The 17,157-nt window shown below is 41.9% G+C and carries 14 protein-coding genes; 12 read left to right on the top strand and 2 right to left on the bottom strand.

Going from position 1 to position 17,157, the window contains the following annotated elements; all coding sequences use genetic code 11:
• The 8 genes from Q4B79_RS05525 to Q4B79_RS05490 form a co-directional block, all read left to right on the top strand.
• Positions 1–393: ABC transporter permease subunit (locus tag Q4B79_RS05525; RefSeq protein WP_303085431.1), on the top strand; the 393-nt coding region annotated here is incomplete at its 5' end.
• A 119-nt stretch (positions 394–512) separates the two neighbouring features.
• Positions 513–1,241, top strand: coding sequence for a sulfate/molybdate ABC transporter ATP-binding protein (locus tag Q4B79_RS05520; RefSeq protein ID WP_303085430.1), 729 nt, complete (start codon positions 513–515; stop codon positions 1,239–1,241).
• 231 nt (positions 1,242–1,472) lie between these two features.
• The gene (gene tauD / locus Q4B79_RS05515) at positions 1,473–2,321 is read left to right on the top strand and encodes a taurine dioxygenase (RefSeq protein ID WP_303085429.1); all 849 of its coding nucleotides are present in this window, start codon (positions 1,473–1,475) and stop codon (positions 2,319–2,321) included.
• A gap of 201 nt (positions 2,322–2,522) precedes the next feature.
• A complete protein-coding gene (locus Q4B79_RS05510) occupies positions 2,523–3,905 on the top strand; it encodes an amino acid permease (protein WP_303085428.1) in 1,383 nt (460 codons plus the stop codon).
• Positions 3,906–4,021: 116 nt separating this feature from the next.
• Positions 4,022–4,690 carry a glutathione S-transferase family protein gene (locus tag Q4B79_RS05505; RefSeq protein ID WP_303085427.1) on the top strand — a complete coding sequence of 223 codons (669 nt, stop codon included), beginning with the start codon at positions 4,022–4,024 and terminating at the stop codon, positions 4,688–4,690.
• 221 nt (positions 4,691–4,911) lie between these two features.
• The gene (locus Q4B79_RS05500) at positions 4,912–5,886 is read left to right on the top strand and encodes a putative oxygenase MesX (RefSeq protein ID WP_303085426.1); all 975 of its coding nucleotides are present in this window, start codon (positions 4,912–4,914) and stop codon (positions 5,884–5,886) included.
• A gap of 198 nt (positions 5,887–6,084) precedes the next feature.
• Complete coding sequence (locus Q4B79_RS05495) at positions 6,085–7,116, top strand: methionine synthase (protein WP_303085425.1); 1,032 nt, start codon at positions 6,085–6,087, stop codon at positions 7,114–7,116.
• An 11-nt stretch (positions 7,117–7,127) separates the two neighbouring features.
• Positions 7,128–7,601: a flavin reductase gene (locus Q4B79_RS05490; protein ID WP_303085424.1), complete on the top strand. Its 474-nt coding sequence runs from the start codon at positions 7,128–7,130 to the stop codon at positions 7,599–7,601.
• Between the two features lie 285 nt (positions 7,602–7,886).
• Here Q4B79_RS05490 and Q4B79_RS05485 read toward each other — a convergent pair whose 3' ends face one another.
• Entirely contained in the window at positions 7,887–8,852 is a 966-nt protein-coding gene (locus tag Q4B79_RS05485; RefSeq protein ID WP_303085434.1) for an NAD(+) kinase, read from the bottom strand.
• A 245-nt stretch (positions 8,853–9,097) separates the two neighbouring features.
• Between Q4B79_RS05485 and Q4B79_RS05480 the strand changes: the two genes are divergently transcribed.
• The 3 genes from Q4B79_RS05480 (at position 9,098) to Q4B79_RS05470 (ending at position 12,761) form a co-directional block, all read left to right on the top strand.
• Complete coding sequence (locus Q4B79_RS05480; RefSeq protein WP_303085423.1) at positions 9,098–9,820, top strand: Bax inhibitor-1/YccA family protein; 723 nt, start codon at positions 9,098–9,100, stop codon at positions 9,818–9,820.
• 30 nt (positions 9,821–9,850) lie between these two features.
• Positions 9,851–11,326, top strand: a complete 1,476-nt coding sequence (locus tag Q4B79_RS05475; RefSeq protein WP_303085422.1) for a phosphatidylserine/phosphatidylglycerophosphate/cardiolipin synthase family protein — start codon at positions 9,851–9,853, stop codon at positions 11,324–11,326.
• A gap of 67 nt (positions 11,327–11,393) precedes the next feature.
• Complete coding sequence (locus tag Q4B79_RS05470) at positions 11,394–12,761, top strand: MFS transporter (RefSeq protein ID WP_303085421.1); 1,368 nt, start codon at positions 11,394–11,396, stop codon at positions 12,759–12,761.
• Between the two features lie 19 nt (positions 12,762–12,780).
• Here Q4B79_RS05470 and Q4B79_RS05465 read toward each other — a convergent pair whose 3' ends face one another.
• On the bottom strand, positions 12,781–14,097 hold the full coding sequence (locus Q4B79_RS05465) for an MFS transporter (RefSeq protein ID WP_303085420.1): 1,317 nt from the start codon (positions 14,095–14,097) through the stop codon (positions 12,781–12,783).
• A 126-nt stretch (positions 14,098–14,223) separates the two neighbouring features.
• On the opposite strand from Q4B79_RS05465, the gene Q4B79_RS05460 reads away from it, so the two are divergent.
• Positions 14,224–17,040 carry an autotransporter assembly complex family protein gene (locus Q4B79_RS05460; RefSeq protein ID WP_303085419.1) on the top strand — a complete coding sequence of 939 codons (2,817 nt, stop codon included), beginning with the start codon at positions 14,224–14,226 and terminating at the stop codon, positions 17,038–17,040.
• Positions 17,041–17,157: the final 117 nt, after the last annotated feature.

Here is a 17,157-nt window from a genome sequence, read left to right as displayed (position 1 = left end):
ATTGTTTTGGCGACTTTATTTGTTACTTTTCCGTTTATTGCCCGTGAGTTGATTCCTTTAATGCAAGCACAAGGCGACAGCGAAGAAGAGGCGGGGCTTAGTTTGGGGACGAATGGCTGGCAAGTGTTTTGGCACATTACCTTACCCAATATCAAATGGGCGTTATTGTACGGCATTATTTTAACCAATGCTCGGGCAATGGGCGAGTTTGGGGCGGTGTCGGTGGTGTCTGGGCATATTCGTGGGCAAACCAATACAATGCCACTTTTGATTGAAGTGGCTTATAACGATTATGCGTTTACTACCGCTTTTGCAATGAGTAGTTTATTAGCGTTATTGGCACTGGTTACTTTGGCAATTCAAACTTTGATGACCAAAAAGACCAAAAGTTAATATTTTTTAATTCTCAACAAATCCAAAACTTAATCGGAATTTGTAGGGGCGAATTAACTTAATACCAATTTTATCATTTTATGAATAAACTTTTTAATTTAAAAACTTAGTGAAAAAATATGAGCATTGACATTATTCAAATTAACAAACGCTTTAATCAATTTGTCGCCCTTGACAATATCAATATCAGCGTCCCCACAGGCAAATTAACCACGCTACTTGGGCCTTCTGGTTGTGGTAAAACGACTTTATTGCGTATCATTGCAGGGCTTGAAATTGCCGATAGTGGGCAAATTTTGTTTGACGGACAAGATGTAACCAATGTGCCTGTGCAAAAACGGGGGATCGGTTTTGTGTTTCAAAGTTATGCCCTGTTTCGCCACAAAACCGTTGCCCAAAACATTGCTTTTGGCTTGGAATTACAAAAAAAGGACAAGGCAAGCATTGAAAAACGGGTCAAAGAACTACTAGAAATGGTGCAACTGCCTGCCACTTATGGCAAATATCCGCACGAATTGTCAGGCGGACAACGCCAACGCATTGCTTTGGCACGGGCGATTGCAACTAGCCCCAAGCTACTTTTGCTTGATGAGCCGTTTGGGGCGTTGGACGCTAAGGTGCGAAAGGAACTGCGTGGTTCTTTAAAAGACATTCAGCACGAGCTTGGTGTCACCAGCATTATGGTAACGCACGATCAAGAAGAAGCGGCAGCGATTAGCGATGAAATTGTGGTGATGAATCACGGCGTGGTGGAGCAGGTTGGCACGCCTGTTGAGCTGGTGCGTAATCCGCAAAGTGCGTTTGTGAAAGAATTTTTGGAGATTGGGGCGGAAGATTGGCAGATTTAGTGATTATTAAATCATAAAATCGCCTCGTTTTAATTAGTTAAAACCGCTTATTCTAATTATGAATAAGCGGTTTTTTAATAAAATTGGCATTATTCATGTTAAATTATGGAATAACCTAATTCCATGTGTTTTTTTATGAAAAAATAGAATAATAAAAACCAAAAACAATATTTCATCAAGTTATTGTCATTTCCTATAATACATTTACCAACCCATTGCAAGGAAATAAAAATGACTCTAACCGTTACCCCCATTAAGCCTACCATTGGTGCGACCGTCTCTGGCGTGGATTTAAACCAGCTCACAGACAGCGATAACCAAGCGATTAAAGACGCTCTATTAAAGCACCAAGTGCTATTTTTTAAAGGGCAAAATCTGACCAGCGAGTCGCAAGTCGCCCTTGCCCGCACCTTTGGCGAACTGCACATTCACCCTGTGTTCCCCACCGTGCCTGATGTCAAAGAAGTGATTGTCCTTGACAGCCACCAAACCGACCTACGAGACAACGAGCTTTGGCACACCGATGTTACTTTTAGCAAAACGCCCCCGCTTGGCTGTGTCCTTCGTGCGGTCAAAATCCCACCTGTTGGGGGCGACACCTTGTGGGCGAGCCTAAGCTCAGCATTTGACGCCTTAGACGATGACACCAAAGACTTTTTGCGGGGCAAAACCGCCACCCACGACATTCGCCTATCCTTCCCTGCCGAACGCTTTGGACAAAGTCAGGCAGACGATGAAAAATTGCAAAAAGCCATTGCCAATAATCCACCCTTATCACACCCTGTCGTCCGCACCCACCCTGAGACGGGCAAAGAGTGCTTATTTGTTACCGAAGGCTTTACCAGCCACATTGACGGACTTAGTGAGAACGAAAGCCGTGAACTTTTGGACAAATTGTTCGCCCACAGTATCAAAGATGACTTTGTCGTCCGCCACAAATGGGCGGAAGGCGATGTGGTAATTTGGGACAATAGGGCGACTCAGCATAAGGCATTATTTGATTATGGCGATGCTCATCGTATTATGCACCGTGCAACGGTGATTGGCGATGAGCCGTTTTATAAAGAAAAAGTTGCATAAACAAAAACGCATGATTGTTTAAAAATGCCACTCATAACAGGGTGGTATTTTTACTTTTAAAATTCATTAAATTTTATGGTGGATTTTAATTAAATTATTTATGAATATTTTGCATAACCATGATAAAAACGGTTATTTATATATATACTAAAATTCAATTATAATTAAAAAATATTCAATAGTTAATGAGAGGTCAGCAAAATGCCAACCGATAATTTAATAGATAATCCATCAAATTATCCAAAAATGAAACGCCAATTACAAGCTCGACATTTGCAATTACTTTCTATTGGTGGGGTCATTGGAGCGGGATTTTTTCTTGGGGCAGGTAAAACAATCAGTCTTGCAGGTACTTCGGTATTAATTGTATATTCTTTGGTTGGGTTGTTTGTGTTTTTTGTCATGAGAGCGATGGGGGAATTATTGTTATCCAATTCAAATTTTCGCTCATTTATTGACGTGATTGAGCATTATTTAGGGAGATTGCCTGCATTTGTGGTGGGGTGGAGTTATTGGCTGTGCTGGCTCATTATCGCCATTGCCAATACAGTTGCCATTACTGGCTATGTGCAGTTTTGGTACCCTGATGTACCACTTTGGTTGCCTGCAACTTTTAATATCTGCTTAATTGTTTTTATTAACTGTCTTGCGGTCAAATGGTTTGGGGAGGCAGAAAGTTGGCTAACGTTAATTAAAGTGTTTACCATGATTGCCATTATTGTTACGGGCATAATTTTGGTGATTGCAGGCATAAAAGTTGGCGAAAATCCAGCAAGTATCACTCATTTATTTAAACCTGAAAATTTTATGCCACAAGGATTGGCTGGATTTTTTGCGGCATTTCAATTAGCGGTGCAGGCTAATGCAGGGGCAGAACTTGTTGGTACGGCAACCGCAGAAACTGACAATCCACAAAAGAATTTACCCAAAGCCATCAATCAAATCCCATTGCGAGTAGCGTTGTTTTTTGTAGGGGCATTGGCGGTGATTTTAATGACCATTCCACTGGGCGACATTAAAGTTGGGGTCAGTCCTTTTGTGCAGTTATTTGGATTATTGGGTTTTGGAGCGATTGCTGGCGTGATTAACTTTGTGGCATTATCGGCAGGCATTTCAAGTGCCAATAGCGGTCTATATTCATCGGCGAGAATGGCTTATGGTTTATCCATGCAAAAAAACGCCCCAAAAATACTAAGCAAATTAAATAAATTTGGTGTACCCATTAATGGCGTGATTTATTCATCGCTATATTTATCATTATCGTTTTTGTTATTATATGGTACAGATAGTGTGATGCAGGCTTTTGTATTCATTAGTACGGTATCATCGGTTTGTTTTTTATTAATTTGGGGATTGATTTTAATCACTTATCTTAAATACCGAAAAACAGCACCACAATTACACCAATCCTCAATTTATAAAATGCCTTTTGGTCAAGTGTTGTCTGTTTTAACCATCATTTTCTTTATTTGGGTTTTATATTTATTTTCCCAAAGTGAGGACACATTAAGAGGATTGCAGTTTGTTCCTGTGTGGGTGGCGATTTTGTGTGGTGTGTATTGGACTTTGTTTAAAAATAAGTAATGTAAAATGTAACATTGTCATTTTAATCACCATATTAAAATGACAATAATTTTTATTTTTATCGCATTTATCATCAAAATATGCTATGATTGTCCAAATATCAAAAGGTCAATTTCATGCTCACCCTCCACCATCTCAACCATTCTCGTTCTTTTCGTATTTTATGGTTATTGTGTGAATTAAAGGCTCGTTATGGTACGCCCTTTCAAGTCATTTCGCATAACCGCAACAAAAACCACCTTGCCCCCGATGAAATGCAGTCCATTCATCCGATGGGTAAAGCCCCCATTTTGGTGGACGAAGCTCGTGGGAAAACCTTAGTAGAATCAGGTTTTATCATTGAATATTTATTAAAATATTATGACACCGACCAGTATTTTTTGCCAAGCGATGAGCATTGGGAGGATTATGCGTTTTGGCTACATTTTGGCGAAAGTACGATGATGCCCCCCTTGGTAATGCGTCTTGTCATGAGTAAAGTCGCCACCAAATCCCCCCTTATCGTTCGCCCTGTCGCCAAAGCCATCGCTGATAAGGTAGAAAACTTAATGATTAAGGGCAATATCGCCCAAAGTTTTGGCGTATTGGACAATCATGTAAAAGACGAAGAATGGCTTGCAGGGGATTTTACAGGGGCGGACATTCAAGTTTATTTTGCGGTAAAAGCCCTACAAAGTCGGGGCGGTATTGATGCTTGGGCGAATGTGGAGCGGTGGCTCAATCGCTGTGAAGCTCGGACAGCCTTTAAAGAGGCGACAAAAAAGGGTGGAAGGTTATTTTCTTAGCTTAGGATGGGTGCTGACTGGCGGAGTAACGTGAGTTGGTTTTGGTTAATTAATCATGCATTTAAAAAAAATTATCGCAAAAATAAAATTTAACTCATTGAAAAATATATGTTTTTTTTAAAATTGAATTTTTTTCAACCAACTTTTAAAAAACTTCAATTTTTTTCATGTTAAAAATGTGATTTAATATATCCATCTTAAACAGAAGGAGAGATGTTCTCATGACTGCAAACTTCAAATGCAAAGTGCATACGCTGGATTTTAACGAAAATTATGAACCCGCCCAAAGCACTCGCCTAACCACCAACTTTGCCAACTTAGCTCGTGGCGAAAACCGCAAACAAAATTTATTAAATGCCATTGCGATGATTAACAACCGCTTTAATGATTTGGCACGTTGGGACAATCCAAATGCCGACCGCTATTCGGTCAAATTGGAAATTGTCTCCATTGATATTGACGTGGCAGGCAAGGGCGAATATTTTTCTGGTCTTGAATGGTTAAAAACTTATATTATTGATAATAAAACTGGCAAAAAAATTGACGGCATTATTGGTAATAGTTTTTCGTCATTTGTCCGTGATTATGATTTTAGTGTATTATTGCTTGATTATAATAAAGACAAACCAGAATTTACTGTACCAAAAGGCTATGGCGATTTGCACGGTAAATTATACAAATATTTGCTTGATTCGCCAGAATACAAAGCTCGTAATGAAAAGCCACCTGTATTATGCCTAAGTGTGGCGACCACTCGCACTTATCATCGCACCACCAACACCCACCCCATTTTAGGCGTGGAATATGTGCAAAATGATTATTCATTGACTGATGAATATTTTGCCAAAATGGGCTTAAAAGTGCGTTACTTTATGCCACAAGGTTCGGTTGCCCCTTATGCGTTTTATTATGATGAAACGGCAGATTTGTTAAACGATTATACCAATTTGGAACTTATCGGTACCATTGCAACTATGGAAGCTTTCCAAAAGATTTATCGTCCAGAGATTTATAATGCCAATTCGGTGGCAGGTCAAACTTATAAGGGTAGTTTGACTTATGATGATTATTCGCTAACTCGTGTTGAATATGACCGTGTTGAGCGTACTGAACTTGCTATCAAACAAGGCAAACTTACCCAAGAGCAATTTATTAAACCATACCAAGATATTTTAACCGCTTGGGTAAATGAATAATAGATTGCATTCATAAAATCAGCCGATGATAATAAGCTCGGCTGATTTAATTTTAGGACAAATTATATTTATTAAATTTAAAAAATATCTGTTAATTTTTAAATTTTTTGGATATAATAAGTAAGAATTTTAACATTAAATTTTCTATAAATAAATTTTTAAAACTTTTGTAGAAAATATTTTAAATTGGAATAAATTATGAGCAACATTTTACTTCCCACTTCTACCGCGGGCAGTTTGCCAAAACCGTCTTGGCTTGCCGAACCTGAAAAGTTATGGTCGCCTTGGAAATTTGAAGGCGAAGAATTATTACAAGCCAAACAAGATGCTCTTTTGGTCTCGCTTGCCGAGCAAGTGAATGCAGGTATTGACATTGTCAGTGACGGTGAGCAGACCCGTCAGCATTTTGTAACGACTTTTATTGAGCATTTGGACGGGGTGGACTTTAACAAACGAGAAACCGTCCGTATTCGCAACCGCTATGATGCGTCCGTGCCAAGCGTGGTAGGCGATGTCTCTCGTCCAAAATCAGTATTTGTGGACGATGCCAAATTTTTGCGTGGGCATACGGATAAACTCATCAAATGGGCGTTGCCTGGCCCGATGACAATGATTGACACGCTTTATGACGGACATTACAAAAGCCGTGAGAAGCTGGCGTGGGAATTTGCCAAAATTTTGAATGAAGAAGCCAAAGAACTAGAAGCGGTTGGCGTGGACATTATCCAGTTTGATGAGCCTGCCTTTAATGTGTTTTTTGATGAGCTAAACGATTGGGGTATTGCCGCCTTAGAGCGTGCGGTAGAAGGGTTAAAATGCCAAACCGCCGTACATATTTGCTATGGCTATGGCATTAAGGCAAATACTGATTGGAAACAAACGCTTGGCTCAGAGTGGCGTCAATACGAAGAGAGTTTCCCGCTCCTACAAAAATCCAAAATTGACATCATTTCGCTAGAATGCCAAAACTCCAAAGTGCCAATGGATTTGATTGAGCTGGTGCGTGGCAAAAAAGTCATGCTTGGGGCGATTGATGTGGCGACCAATGAAATCGAAACGCCAGAGCAAGTGGCGGACACTTTGCGTAAAGCACTCAAATTCGTGGACGCTGAAAATCTCTACCCTTGCACCAACTGCGGTATGGCTCCGCTATCTCGCACCGTGGCTCGCGGCAAATTGAATGCTCTTGCACAAGGAGCGAGCATTTTGCGTGCAGAACTTGGCAAATAATTGGGGCGGATATGGTAGAAATACAAGCGTTTAAGGACGCAATGGCACAGCTTGCCACCGCCGTCCACGTCGTAACCACCGATGGCGAGCATGGTCGTTATGGCTTTACCGCCTCTGCGGTGTGTAGCGTAACCGACTCACCGCCCACGCTTTTGGTATGTATGAATGCAGGCATTCGTTTTTATGACAATTTTGTCAAAAATGGCGTGCTTGCGGTCAATACACTAACCGCTGAGCAGTCCGAACTGTCCAATGCCTTTGCGTCGCCACTCACTTCCGAAGAGCGTTTTGCCAAAGCAAGCTGGACGACTTTGACGACAGGTTCGCCAATGCTAAGCAATGCCTTGATTGGCTTTGATTGTAAGATCTCAGACATTAAACAAGTCGGCACGCACGCCATTTTGATTTGTGAGATTGTCGGTATTCGTCAGGGTAATGATGAAAAGGCGTTGATTTATCGCAATCGTGGGTATCATAGTGTTTGATTGTTGGCGATTAAAGAATAAAACTCAGCTAAGGCTGGGTTTTGTTTTTTATTAAATCAACTTCCAAAAATCTGTAATGTTCTTTTTTTTGTTTTTGCCTTATGATATTAAATAATGGTGTAAACATCTATTTTAAAATAATTACCCAGTGGAAAGTCATGATGATTTTGTTTAAAAATTGGTAAAAATAAAAAAATACTGGTTGCGATGGGGAAAATTCTTGTGAAAAGCATTAGTGCAACTGTCAAATTTATCAAATATTGCAAGTCTATCATTCGATGATGGTCATTCATTATCCAGTGAGAATTCCTCAGAATACAAACTCCAATTAAGCTTAGTGCGACACGCCTGATAAAAATCCACGTCCAAAGGGTGCAGTAGGGTAAATGACTTGTCGTGTTTGGTAATAAGCAGGGTTTGGTTGCTGTCAAGGGGGACACTTGCTTCGCCATCGGCACTAACCATCGGTTGTGTGCGGTTGTCTTTGTGCACCTTGATGGCGATTTTGCTGGTGCCTGATACCACAATCGGTCGGCTAGATAGGGTGTGTGGGTGCATGGGAGCAAGGCAAATGGCATCAAGACTGGGATGAATGATAGGACCGCCAGCTGATAAGGAGTAGGCGGTCGAGCCTGTGGGTGTAGCAACAATCAATCCATCGGCGTGTTGTCGATACACATCGATGTCGTCAATTTGTAATTTAAAATCAATGGTATGCACAGATTTGCCAGCGTGTAGCACGACATCATTTAGGGCGTAGCTTTCGTGAAAAACGTGAGGGCTGCCATCGTGAGTATGACCGAGTATTTGCATTTTTAATAAAAAACGCTTATCGGCGTGAAATTCGCCCAAAAAAATCTCTGACAGCTCTACTTCTAGTTGGTCGGGATTGACATCGGCCAAAAACCCCAAGCGTCCACGATTGACACCGAGTACAGGCACGCCAGTTCCTGCCAGTAGTGACCCTGCTTGCAGGATAGAACCGTCGCCACCCACCACAATCATCAAATCACAATGCTCGCCCATGCGACTTCTGGGAATAACTTTAATGGTATCGCTGGCTTGGTCGGAATGTATATGCACCCCCTCAATACTGGCTGTACTGGTGTCAATGACAATGTCCAGTCCCCAGCGTAGTAGTAGGGCGATGAGGTCGTTTAGGGTGGTAATGATGCTTTTTTTGCCAGCACGCCCCATCAGCCCAATGCGTTTAAAGTGGCTTTTTTGGGGATTGAAGGGAACAGAGGAGATGATTGCTTGCGTCATGACTGGCGACAAATCCTGTGAGTTTTAAAGCATTCATGATACATAAAGTTGGTACGAACCGCAAGTAAAAAAACATCATGATAATAAATGATTGTTGGGACTTCATCACAAAATAAAATATGTCTGAGCAAAAATGTGATGATTTGTAAAGTTCTTAAAAAATACTTGATTTTTTTGGTGGGTTATAGTAAAAAGTCATGCTATATTTAACGAATTAACTAAGGAATACTATGGCAAATCCTATCGTAAGTCGTACCGAGCTAATGACGGGCGGTGTTCCCATGACGGTCGCTGGCGTGATAAAAAAGACGGCACTACTGCTCGGTCTTTCTGCGACGGCTGGTTTTGGGTTGTTTTTTTATGCTTTGCTTAGTGGCATGTCGGCAGGGGCTTTAATTGGGCTGTTTGTTGTGGCGATGCTTGCTACAATGGGCATTGGCTTGACGTGTGCCTTTAAGCCTCATTTGTCTAAGGCTCTTGCTGTGCCGTATGCTCTTTTGGAGGGCGTGGTTTTGGGCGTGGCTTCGGCATTTGCTTTTTATAAAGCGCCTAGTGTGCCATTACTGGCTCTGTCGGCGACCTTTGTTACGGCTGCGGTCATGCTGACGTTATACGTTACAGGTATTATCAAGGTTACGCAGAAGTTTCGCTCGTTGGTGGTGTCAGCTTCCATTGCTATTTTTGTGGTGTATGCTATTCAATGGATTATGAGACTGGTTTTTGGCAGTACCATTCCTTATTTATTCGATGGTGGCATGATTGCCATTGGGTTTAGTGTTTTTACCACGCTGATTGCTTCATTCTTTTTACTGATTGATTTTAAAAACATCGAAGATGGCGTGATGTATGGCGTAAACCAAGATTTTGAATGGAATTACGGCATTGGCGTACTTGCCACATTAGTGTGGATGTACATTGAGTTTTTGCGTTTGATTGGTTATCTGCAAGAATAATTCAAACACTTTGAGTGCTTATCTGTGATAATGCGTATGTGTTTGGTGCTGGCATGTGGGCTATTGACTGCGTGCCAGTTTTTGCCGTCTGTATCGCACTTGCCAAAAAGTGAGTTTTTAACCCAAAAAACTCAAAGCATACACCAGACCATCGACACTCATTCTGATGGCGTGTCAGGTTATTATACGCTTGCCACTGGGGCAGATGCACTCGCCTCTCGCAGTATATTAACGGATATGGCAAAGCACACCATTGATGTGCAGTATTATATTTGGCAGGACGATGAAGTGGGGCATCTTATGCTTCAAAGCCTATGGCAAGCGGCAGAGCGTGGCGTGTTGATTCGACTACTACTTGATGATTTAAATGGCAGCACCGCTTTGGATAAACATCTAAGTGCCTTTGCCAAACACCCAAACATCGCTGTGCGTGTGGTAAATCCTTTTACCTATCGTCGTTATAAGCCCATCAACTACCTCACTTCTCTTAGACGCATCAATATCCGCATGCATAACAAAAGCATGACCTTTGATAATCATACCAGCATCATCGGCGGTAGGAATATTGGTGATGAATACCTAAATAATTATCAAGATTTTCGTTTTATTGACTTAGATGTATTGCTCACAGGCGATGTGGTGGACGAAATTACCCAAAGCTTTAATGAATATTGGCAGTCTGCTCATGCTTATGACATTGAGGCTTTGTCGTCTTATGATGAGGGGGTGTTTGATGGCGAGCATGACACGACACGTCATCGTGAGCTGATGAATGGCAGTACCATCGTGGAGGCATTATCCCATCAAAACGTACCATACCGATTTGTGGCAATGAAGTTTTTGGTGGACGATGCCTCCAAACTGCATAAAAACAAAAAACGCCACAACAAACAAGGCTATCTGGTAAACCAACTGCGTGAGGAACTGGCTACGCCCAAAAAGCGTCTTAGTATCATCTCGCCTTATTTCGCCCCCACCAAAGAGGGTGTGCAAGCCTTGATGGCACTTGCCAATGATGGGGTTAGCATTAGCGTTTTAACCAACTCACTGGCGTCCACAGATGTCAAGATAGTGCATGCAGGCTATGGACATTGGCGAGAGGCGTTGTTGTCGGCAGGGATTAGGCTCTATGAACTAAATGCAGCCCAAACCCCTCCTCTGACAAGCAGTTTGCACGCCAAAGCCTTCGCCGTAGATGATGACAAGGTCTTTATTGGCTCGTACAACATCGACCCACGCTCTGCCAATATCAATACCGAGCTTGGCGTGGTTATTTACGATAAAGACTTGGCGTATCAACTTCATCACGCATTGGGCAATACCAGCGAGAGTGATGATGGACTGCTACGTCATGCTTATAGAGTGCATTTGGTGGACGGCAAACTACAATGGCACACACTCCAAGATGGCAGACTGGTCATTTTGGAGCGCGAGCCTAACACCAGCACCCTAAAAAAACTTAGCATTGATGTTGCCAGCCTACTTCCCATTGATGGATTTTTATAAGATTTTTGATGATTGCCTTGCCTTGATTTATTCTGTGAAAATTCTGCCATCTATATAAATAATACTTATGTCAAATACCTCCTCGCCCACGCACTATATTCGCCTAACCGTGATGACAACACTCATCAGTATGATGGCGTTTTTTGATTATGCACTTGTTTTTTATTTTAAAGAGCTGATTGTTCAAAACTTTTTTGGGGGTCGCCATTTGGCGTGGCTATCATTCATTCAGACGGTGGGGCTGTTTTTGGGGGCGTACATTGCCAATCCTGTGGGGGGATTTTTATTGGGGCAGTATGGCGACCTTTATGGGCGAAAAGCGGTCATGTTTTTGAGTTTGCTGGGGTTGACGGTATTTACGCTCATCATTGCGTTTTTGCCAGTATATGCAGACATTGGTGTGGTAGCACCGATTTTGTTTTTGATGGCACGCTTTGGACAGGGGTTGGCGTTTGGCGGTCAAATTCCTTCGGCGTTAGTACTGGTTACTGAGCAGTTGCCTAAGCGACATGTGGGTTTTGGTTGTGGTATTGTGGTGGCTGGGATTTTGGTAAGCGTGCTTTCCTTAAAGATGCTTACTGCGTTTTTTGAAAATTATCTTAGTCATGCTGTCATGTTGGATTATGGTTGGCGGATACCGTTTTTGGTGGGTGGCGTGCTGTCGGCGGGGCTTTTGATTTTATTTAAATTTTTTCAAAGATTGCCTATTTCTGCACATTCATACGCCCAAGAAGAATACGCCCAACATTCTGTCAATTTAAACGGTCTGACATCTAGACAAATACAGGATTTGGTGGAAAATAACATTTTTTATGATAATAATGTCAAACCGCCCATCAGTCAAATTATCAACAAAAACCACCTTGCCAGTATTGTGTTGGCGGTGGCGACCTCGTGGATAATGCTGAGTATTTTTGTGGTTATTGCCATGATTTTGCCAGATTTATTAAACGTTGGTTTTGTGGTTTCTGAGAGTATTTTAATCTTTGGATCGGGGATTAGTATATTTTTTATGATAATTGGTAGTTTGTTTTATGGATATTTGGTTGATAGGGTAAATGCTGGTAAAGTGATGATTGTTGGTGGGGTTTTGCTGATTTTTCAGACTTCACTATTTTTTGTAAAATTAAAATTTGGTAGCAATCTTATGCTACTTTGGTTTGCCTTACTTGGATTTTCTGGTGGTTTTATTGCTGCACTACCCACAATATTGATTCGTTTATTTCCAAGTAGAATTCGCCTGACAAGCATTGCCCTGACGCACAGCACGACTTATGTGCTGGTATCTGGTGGATTGCCAGCCATGTTGGGCTTTGCGACATTTTATTTTCCACTTGCCCCTGCACTTTATTTGCTGTGGGTGGGTCTAATGGCGATATTTTTAAGTTTTTATATTTATTATATCCCCAAAAACCATGATAATGACGAAAAATAAAAATGCCTCAAATTTTAATTTAGGTAGAAATTTCCATGCTATTTTGATGTTGCATTAATTTTTTGTATAAAAACAAACCAAACACCGCATTTAAAATACCTGTAATCAGAAATAAATGTGGAATGGATAATTGAAATACCGCCAAAATAACAATAGAGAAAATAGCAGAGCTTACCATAAACAGAGCATTGAAGATGTTATTGACCCCAACGATACGAGAGCGATGATTGATGGGGGAATAGGCTTGCATGCAGGCGTATAATGGTACGATATAAATACCGCCAGAAAGCCCTAATAAAAATAAATCAGCAAATACTCTGATACTGCCATCAATATTGATAAGTTGACTGATGTTATATGTCGTGCCATCGCTGGTGGCAGGGATATGAATGCCATTTAAGGATAAATACAAATCAATAGCAAAAATACTCAAACCAATCATGCCAATGGGTAGAAGTTTTAGGCTGATTTGATTTTTGGTAAGAGTCTTACAAAGTAGCGAGCCAATGGCTGTGCCTACCGAAAATAGGGTTAATAACAAAATAACCACAGATTCATTGCCATGTAAAATCACTTTACTAAATTCTGGGGTTTGGGTTAGAAATGTCGCCCCATAAAACCAAAACCAGCTGTTTCCCAAAATAATAAAGTACAATAATGGCAGGCTGTATAGATATTTAATCAGATTAAAGCTGGTTTGAAATATATTATAATTAATATTTAGATTGGGTGCATGCGGTGGTACGGTTGGTAAAAAGCAAGAGGCGATAAATCCCAAAACTGCAATCATCAATGTAATAAACGCAATCCACATCAAGGAATTATCCAGTTGGGTTAGTACACCTGCAAGCATCATGCCTGTTAAAATAGCAAGACTTGTACCCGTTTGAAATAATCCATTGGCACCCACCAGCTCATCTTTATGCATGACCTCTGGCAAATAGGCGTATTTAATCGGTCCAAAAAAAGTCGAATGTGTCCCCATTAAAAATAGCGCCACAAATAATAGCGTATAAACCTCAAAAATAAATCCAACTGCCGATAGCGTCATAATGATGATTTCAAGTAACTTAATGCCACGTGTCAGCCGTGATTTTTCGTATTTATCTGCAATTTGTCCTGCTAATGCCGAAAATAAAAAATAAGGCAAAATAAACAGCATGGCAGCAAGGTTGTTTAATAAACTCACTGATGCACCGATTTTGGCGGCAGCAGTATAAGTGAGTACTAAAATGAGTGCTTGCTTAAAGACGTTGTCATTAAACGCACCCAAAAACTGCGTGGCAAACATGGCACCAAATCGGCGTGTCTTAAATAAGGAGAATTGAGAGGACATGATAAAAGTAATGTTTTGAATTTTGATTATGATAGCAGTATTTGGTAAAAATGGCAAAAAACAATGGGAATATTTTTAAAAGATTTGTATAATAAGCGTGATTTTGAGTGAGTACTGTGATTTGTTATGTCTCAATTTGCCAAAACTGCGTTATCTTTGTGCTTGATGTCTGCGATGGGGGCTAGTACGCCTTTGTTCGCTGACGAGGCGATAACATATACACAATCGACTAACTTAGATGATTGGCAGGATATGACCGCCTCTGGCATGTCCACCATAGAGCGAATCGAGCAAAAATTAGAACAGGCTGATACAGATGGTTATTTTTATCAGGTTGCTGATGTAGAATACGATGACACTAGCCGAGAAGATGAATTTGCTAAGATTGAGCAGGGAAACATCGCCATCATCGATGGGGGGCAGACCCCAACAGGGCTTGATGAGGTGGCGTTGTCTAGCTTGCCTACTTATGAGCAGATGGTCGCCAAAATCGACGATGGGCAGGTTCAGACGCTTGATGTTGATGATTATTTACCAGATTATCAGTATGAAGAACAGCCTGTGCCAACTTCCACCAATCATGTGGTGGACGAGCTTAAACAGCCCAATCTTTTTAGGCGTGCGTATAATCATTTATTTAATGACGGCATGGCAGCTAGCGAGCGTCTAAAAGTGAATTTTTATCAAGGTGGTGAGCGATTAGACTGGGATACGGCGGTTAGCGACCTAGATGGGTTTGCAAAACTTCGTGCCAAGATGGAGCAAAAACAACAACAAAACCTCAAAGCGACCGACAACACCGAAAAAATCCCAAAATCCCTCCTAAATACCGAGCCTTTTGCCAACATTCGCAGCGCATTGCAAGAAATCGAAGCAGATAGCGTACTTGATTTTCGTGAGTCTGTGGCACGTCTTAGGCAGACGGTGCTTAGTGCAGCGAGGGCGGTTGGTTATTATGACATTAGTTTTAGCATTGAAAGAGAGGCGGCGGGGGAGATAAACCTTGTCATGCACGATGTGGGCAAGCCTGTGATGGTGGATATGTCGGTCATTGATGTGCGTGGACAGGGTGCTGACAATCTAGTATATACCAATGCCGTAGTAAATGCACCGCTTGGACAAGGAGGGGTTTTTCATCATGGCAAATACGAGGCGAATAAAAGCCTTATTGATGAGACTAGTGGCGAGCATGGCTATTTTGATGGGCGGTGGCTCAACCATTCGGTAGATGTGGTCTTGCCTGATAACGTGGCAGATGTGAGTTTGGTCTATGACACAGGCGAGCAGTATTTATTTGATGAAGTGGTGTTTTTTACCATTGACCCTGATACACGCCAACTGACCGCTGACCCTGATAAATTGCCTGTCAAGCCTGAGGTGTTGCGTAAATTGGTTACGTTTAATATGGGAGATGCTTATAATCGCACCGCTGTGCGTAACCTTAGTAACAACCTTTTGGCAACAGGGTATTTTAATGCGGTAAATACCGAAGTTGTATTCCCCAGTCAAAACGAAGAACGTATCACGTTTGAGAGCTTGCCTAGCGAGGCGGATACCGGCATGGCGGAGGTGGTGGATTTGGGAGAGGGCGTGGTTGCCACAATTGACCCTATTGATTTTACCACAAGTGAGTTAATCAGCGATAAGCTCTCGCTTGTCAAACAAAAAGCCGAACAGCTATACCAAGCCCCAGATGACCGCTTGCTTGTGGTGGATAGTAGTGCCAAATCAAAAAGCATTTTGGGGCGTATCTCCGATGCGGTTAGTAGTGTCGCCAAGATGATACTGCCTGATGAGTCAGGCGATGTGTTGCCAACTCTGGCAGACGGCGAAGAACCACCTGTGTTGGCAGGACGCAAGTTGGGCGAGGAGGTTTATCAGGATAAAAAAGTACCATTGTACATTTTTGTGCTGTCCGATAAACCAAGAGATGCCCAAATCGGTGTGGGTTGGGGGTCTGATAATGGGGCGAGACTTTTAACCAAAGTGGAGCATCATCTGCTTAATCGTGATGGCATGCAAGCAGGCATAGATACTAGCATCTCCCAAAAAACCAAAGGGGCGGAGGTATACATCACACGTCCGATGTCGCACCCATTAAATGACAAGTTAAAAGCCTCGCTGAGGTATTCTGACGAAAAAATCAATCAAGGCATTGGTAATTTTAAGCTATCTAGCCAGACCTTAGAGACGGGGATAAGCCGTAATATCATCAAAGAAAATGGCTGGAATCGCACTTATTCACTTCGTTATCGCTTGGATAAGCTCCAAACCCAAGCACCACGTGAGACATGGCAGGACTTGCCTGTCAAATTTGAAAGTGGTCGTCCCACCCAAGAGGCATTGCTTTTGGGCTATGCCATGAATAAAATCAAGGCAGATAACCTAGCAAACCCCATGCGAGGCTACCGCCAGTACTATTCTTTGGAGCTTGCCAAAGAAGGATTACTGACCGATACCAACATGGCGATTTTGCGAGCGGGGCTAAGTGGCGTGTACAGTTTTGGCGATAACGCCTATGGCAAAAATCGCAAACATCAGCTGATTGGTAGCATCAATATGGGCTATTTGTGGGCAGATGATTTTGGTGATGTGCCTTATAAACTGCGGTTTTTTGCAGGGGGCGACCAAAGCATTCGTGGCTACAATCACGACAGTCTATCACCTTTATCTGATAAGGGCTATTTGATGGGCGGTCAGGCTTTGGCGGTGGCAAGTGCTGAGTACAACTACGAGGTGTTGGAGGGGCTTAGGCTTGCTTTGTTTTCTGATGTGGGTAATGCCTATGATGAGAATTTTAAAAACGACACCAAAATCGGTGCAGGCGTGGGCGTGCGTTATGCCTCTCCTGTGGGGCAAGTGCGACTTGATGTGGCGACTGGCATTAATGAGCCTGATACTTCCATTAAGTTGCACTTTTTTATTGGTTCGCCATTTCGCTAATCATAAATTGAAAATCGGTGTGGAATGTGGTTTAATGTACCGCTTTGATAAATTTAAGATATACCTTATGATTGTCCAAAGACCTCAGATGTTTTAAGTCTGCTACTATCCTTAAAC

Source organism: Moraxella sp., from assembly GCF_030525845.1.
Lineage (GTDB): Bacteria > Pseudomonadota > Gammaproteobacteria > Pseudomonadales > Moraxellaceae > Moraxella.
The sequence above is the reverse complement of the archived record's forward strand: the minus strand, read 5'-3'. Positions and strand labels throughout refer to the sequence as shown.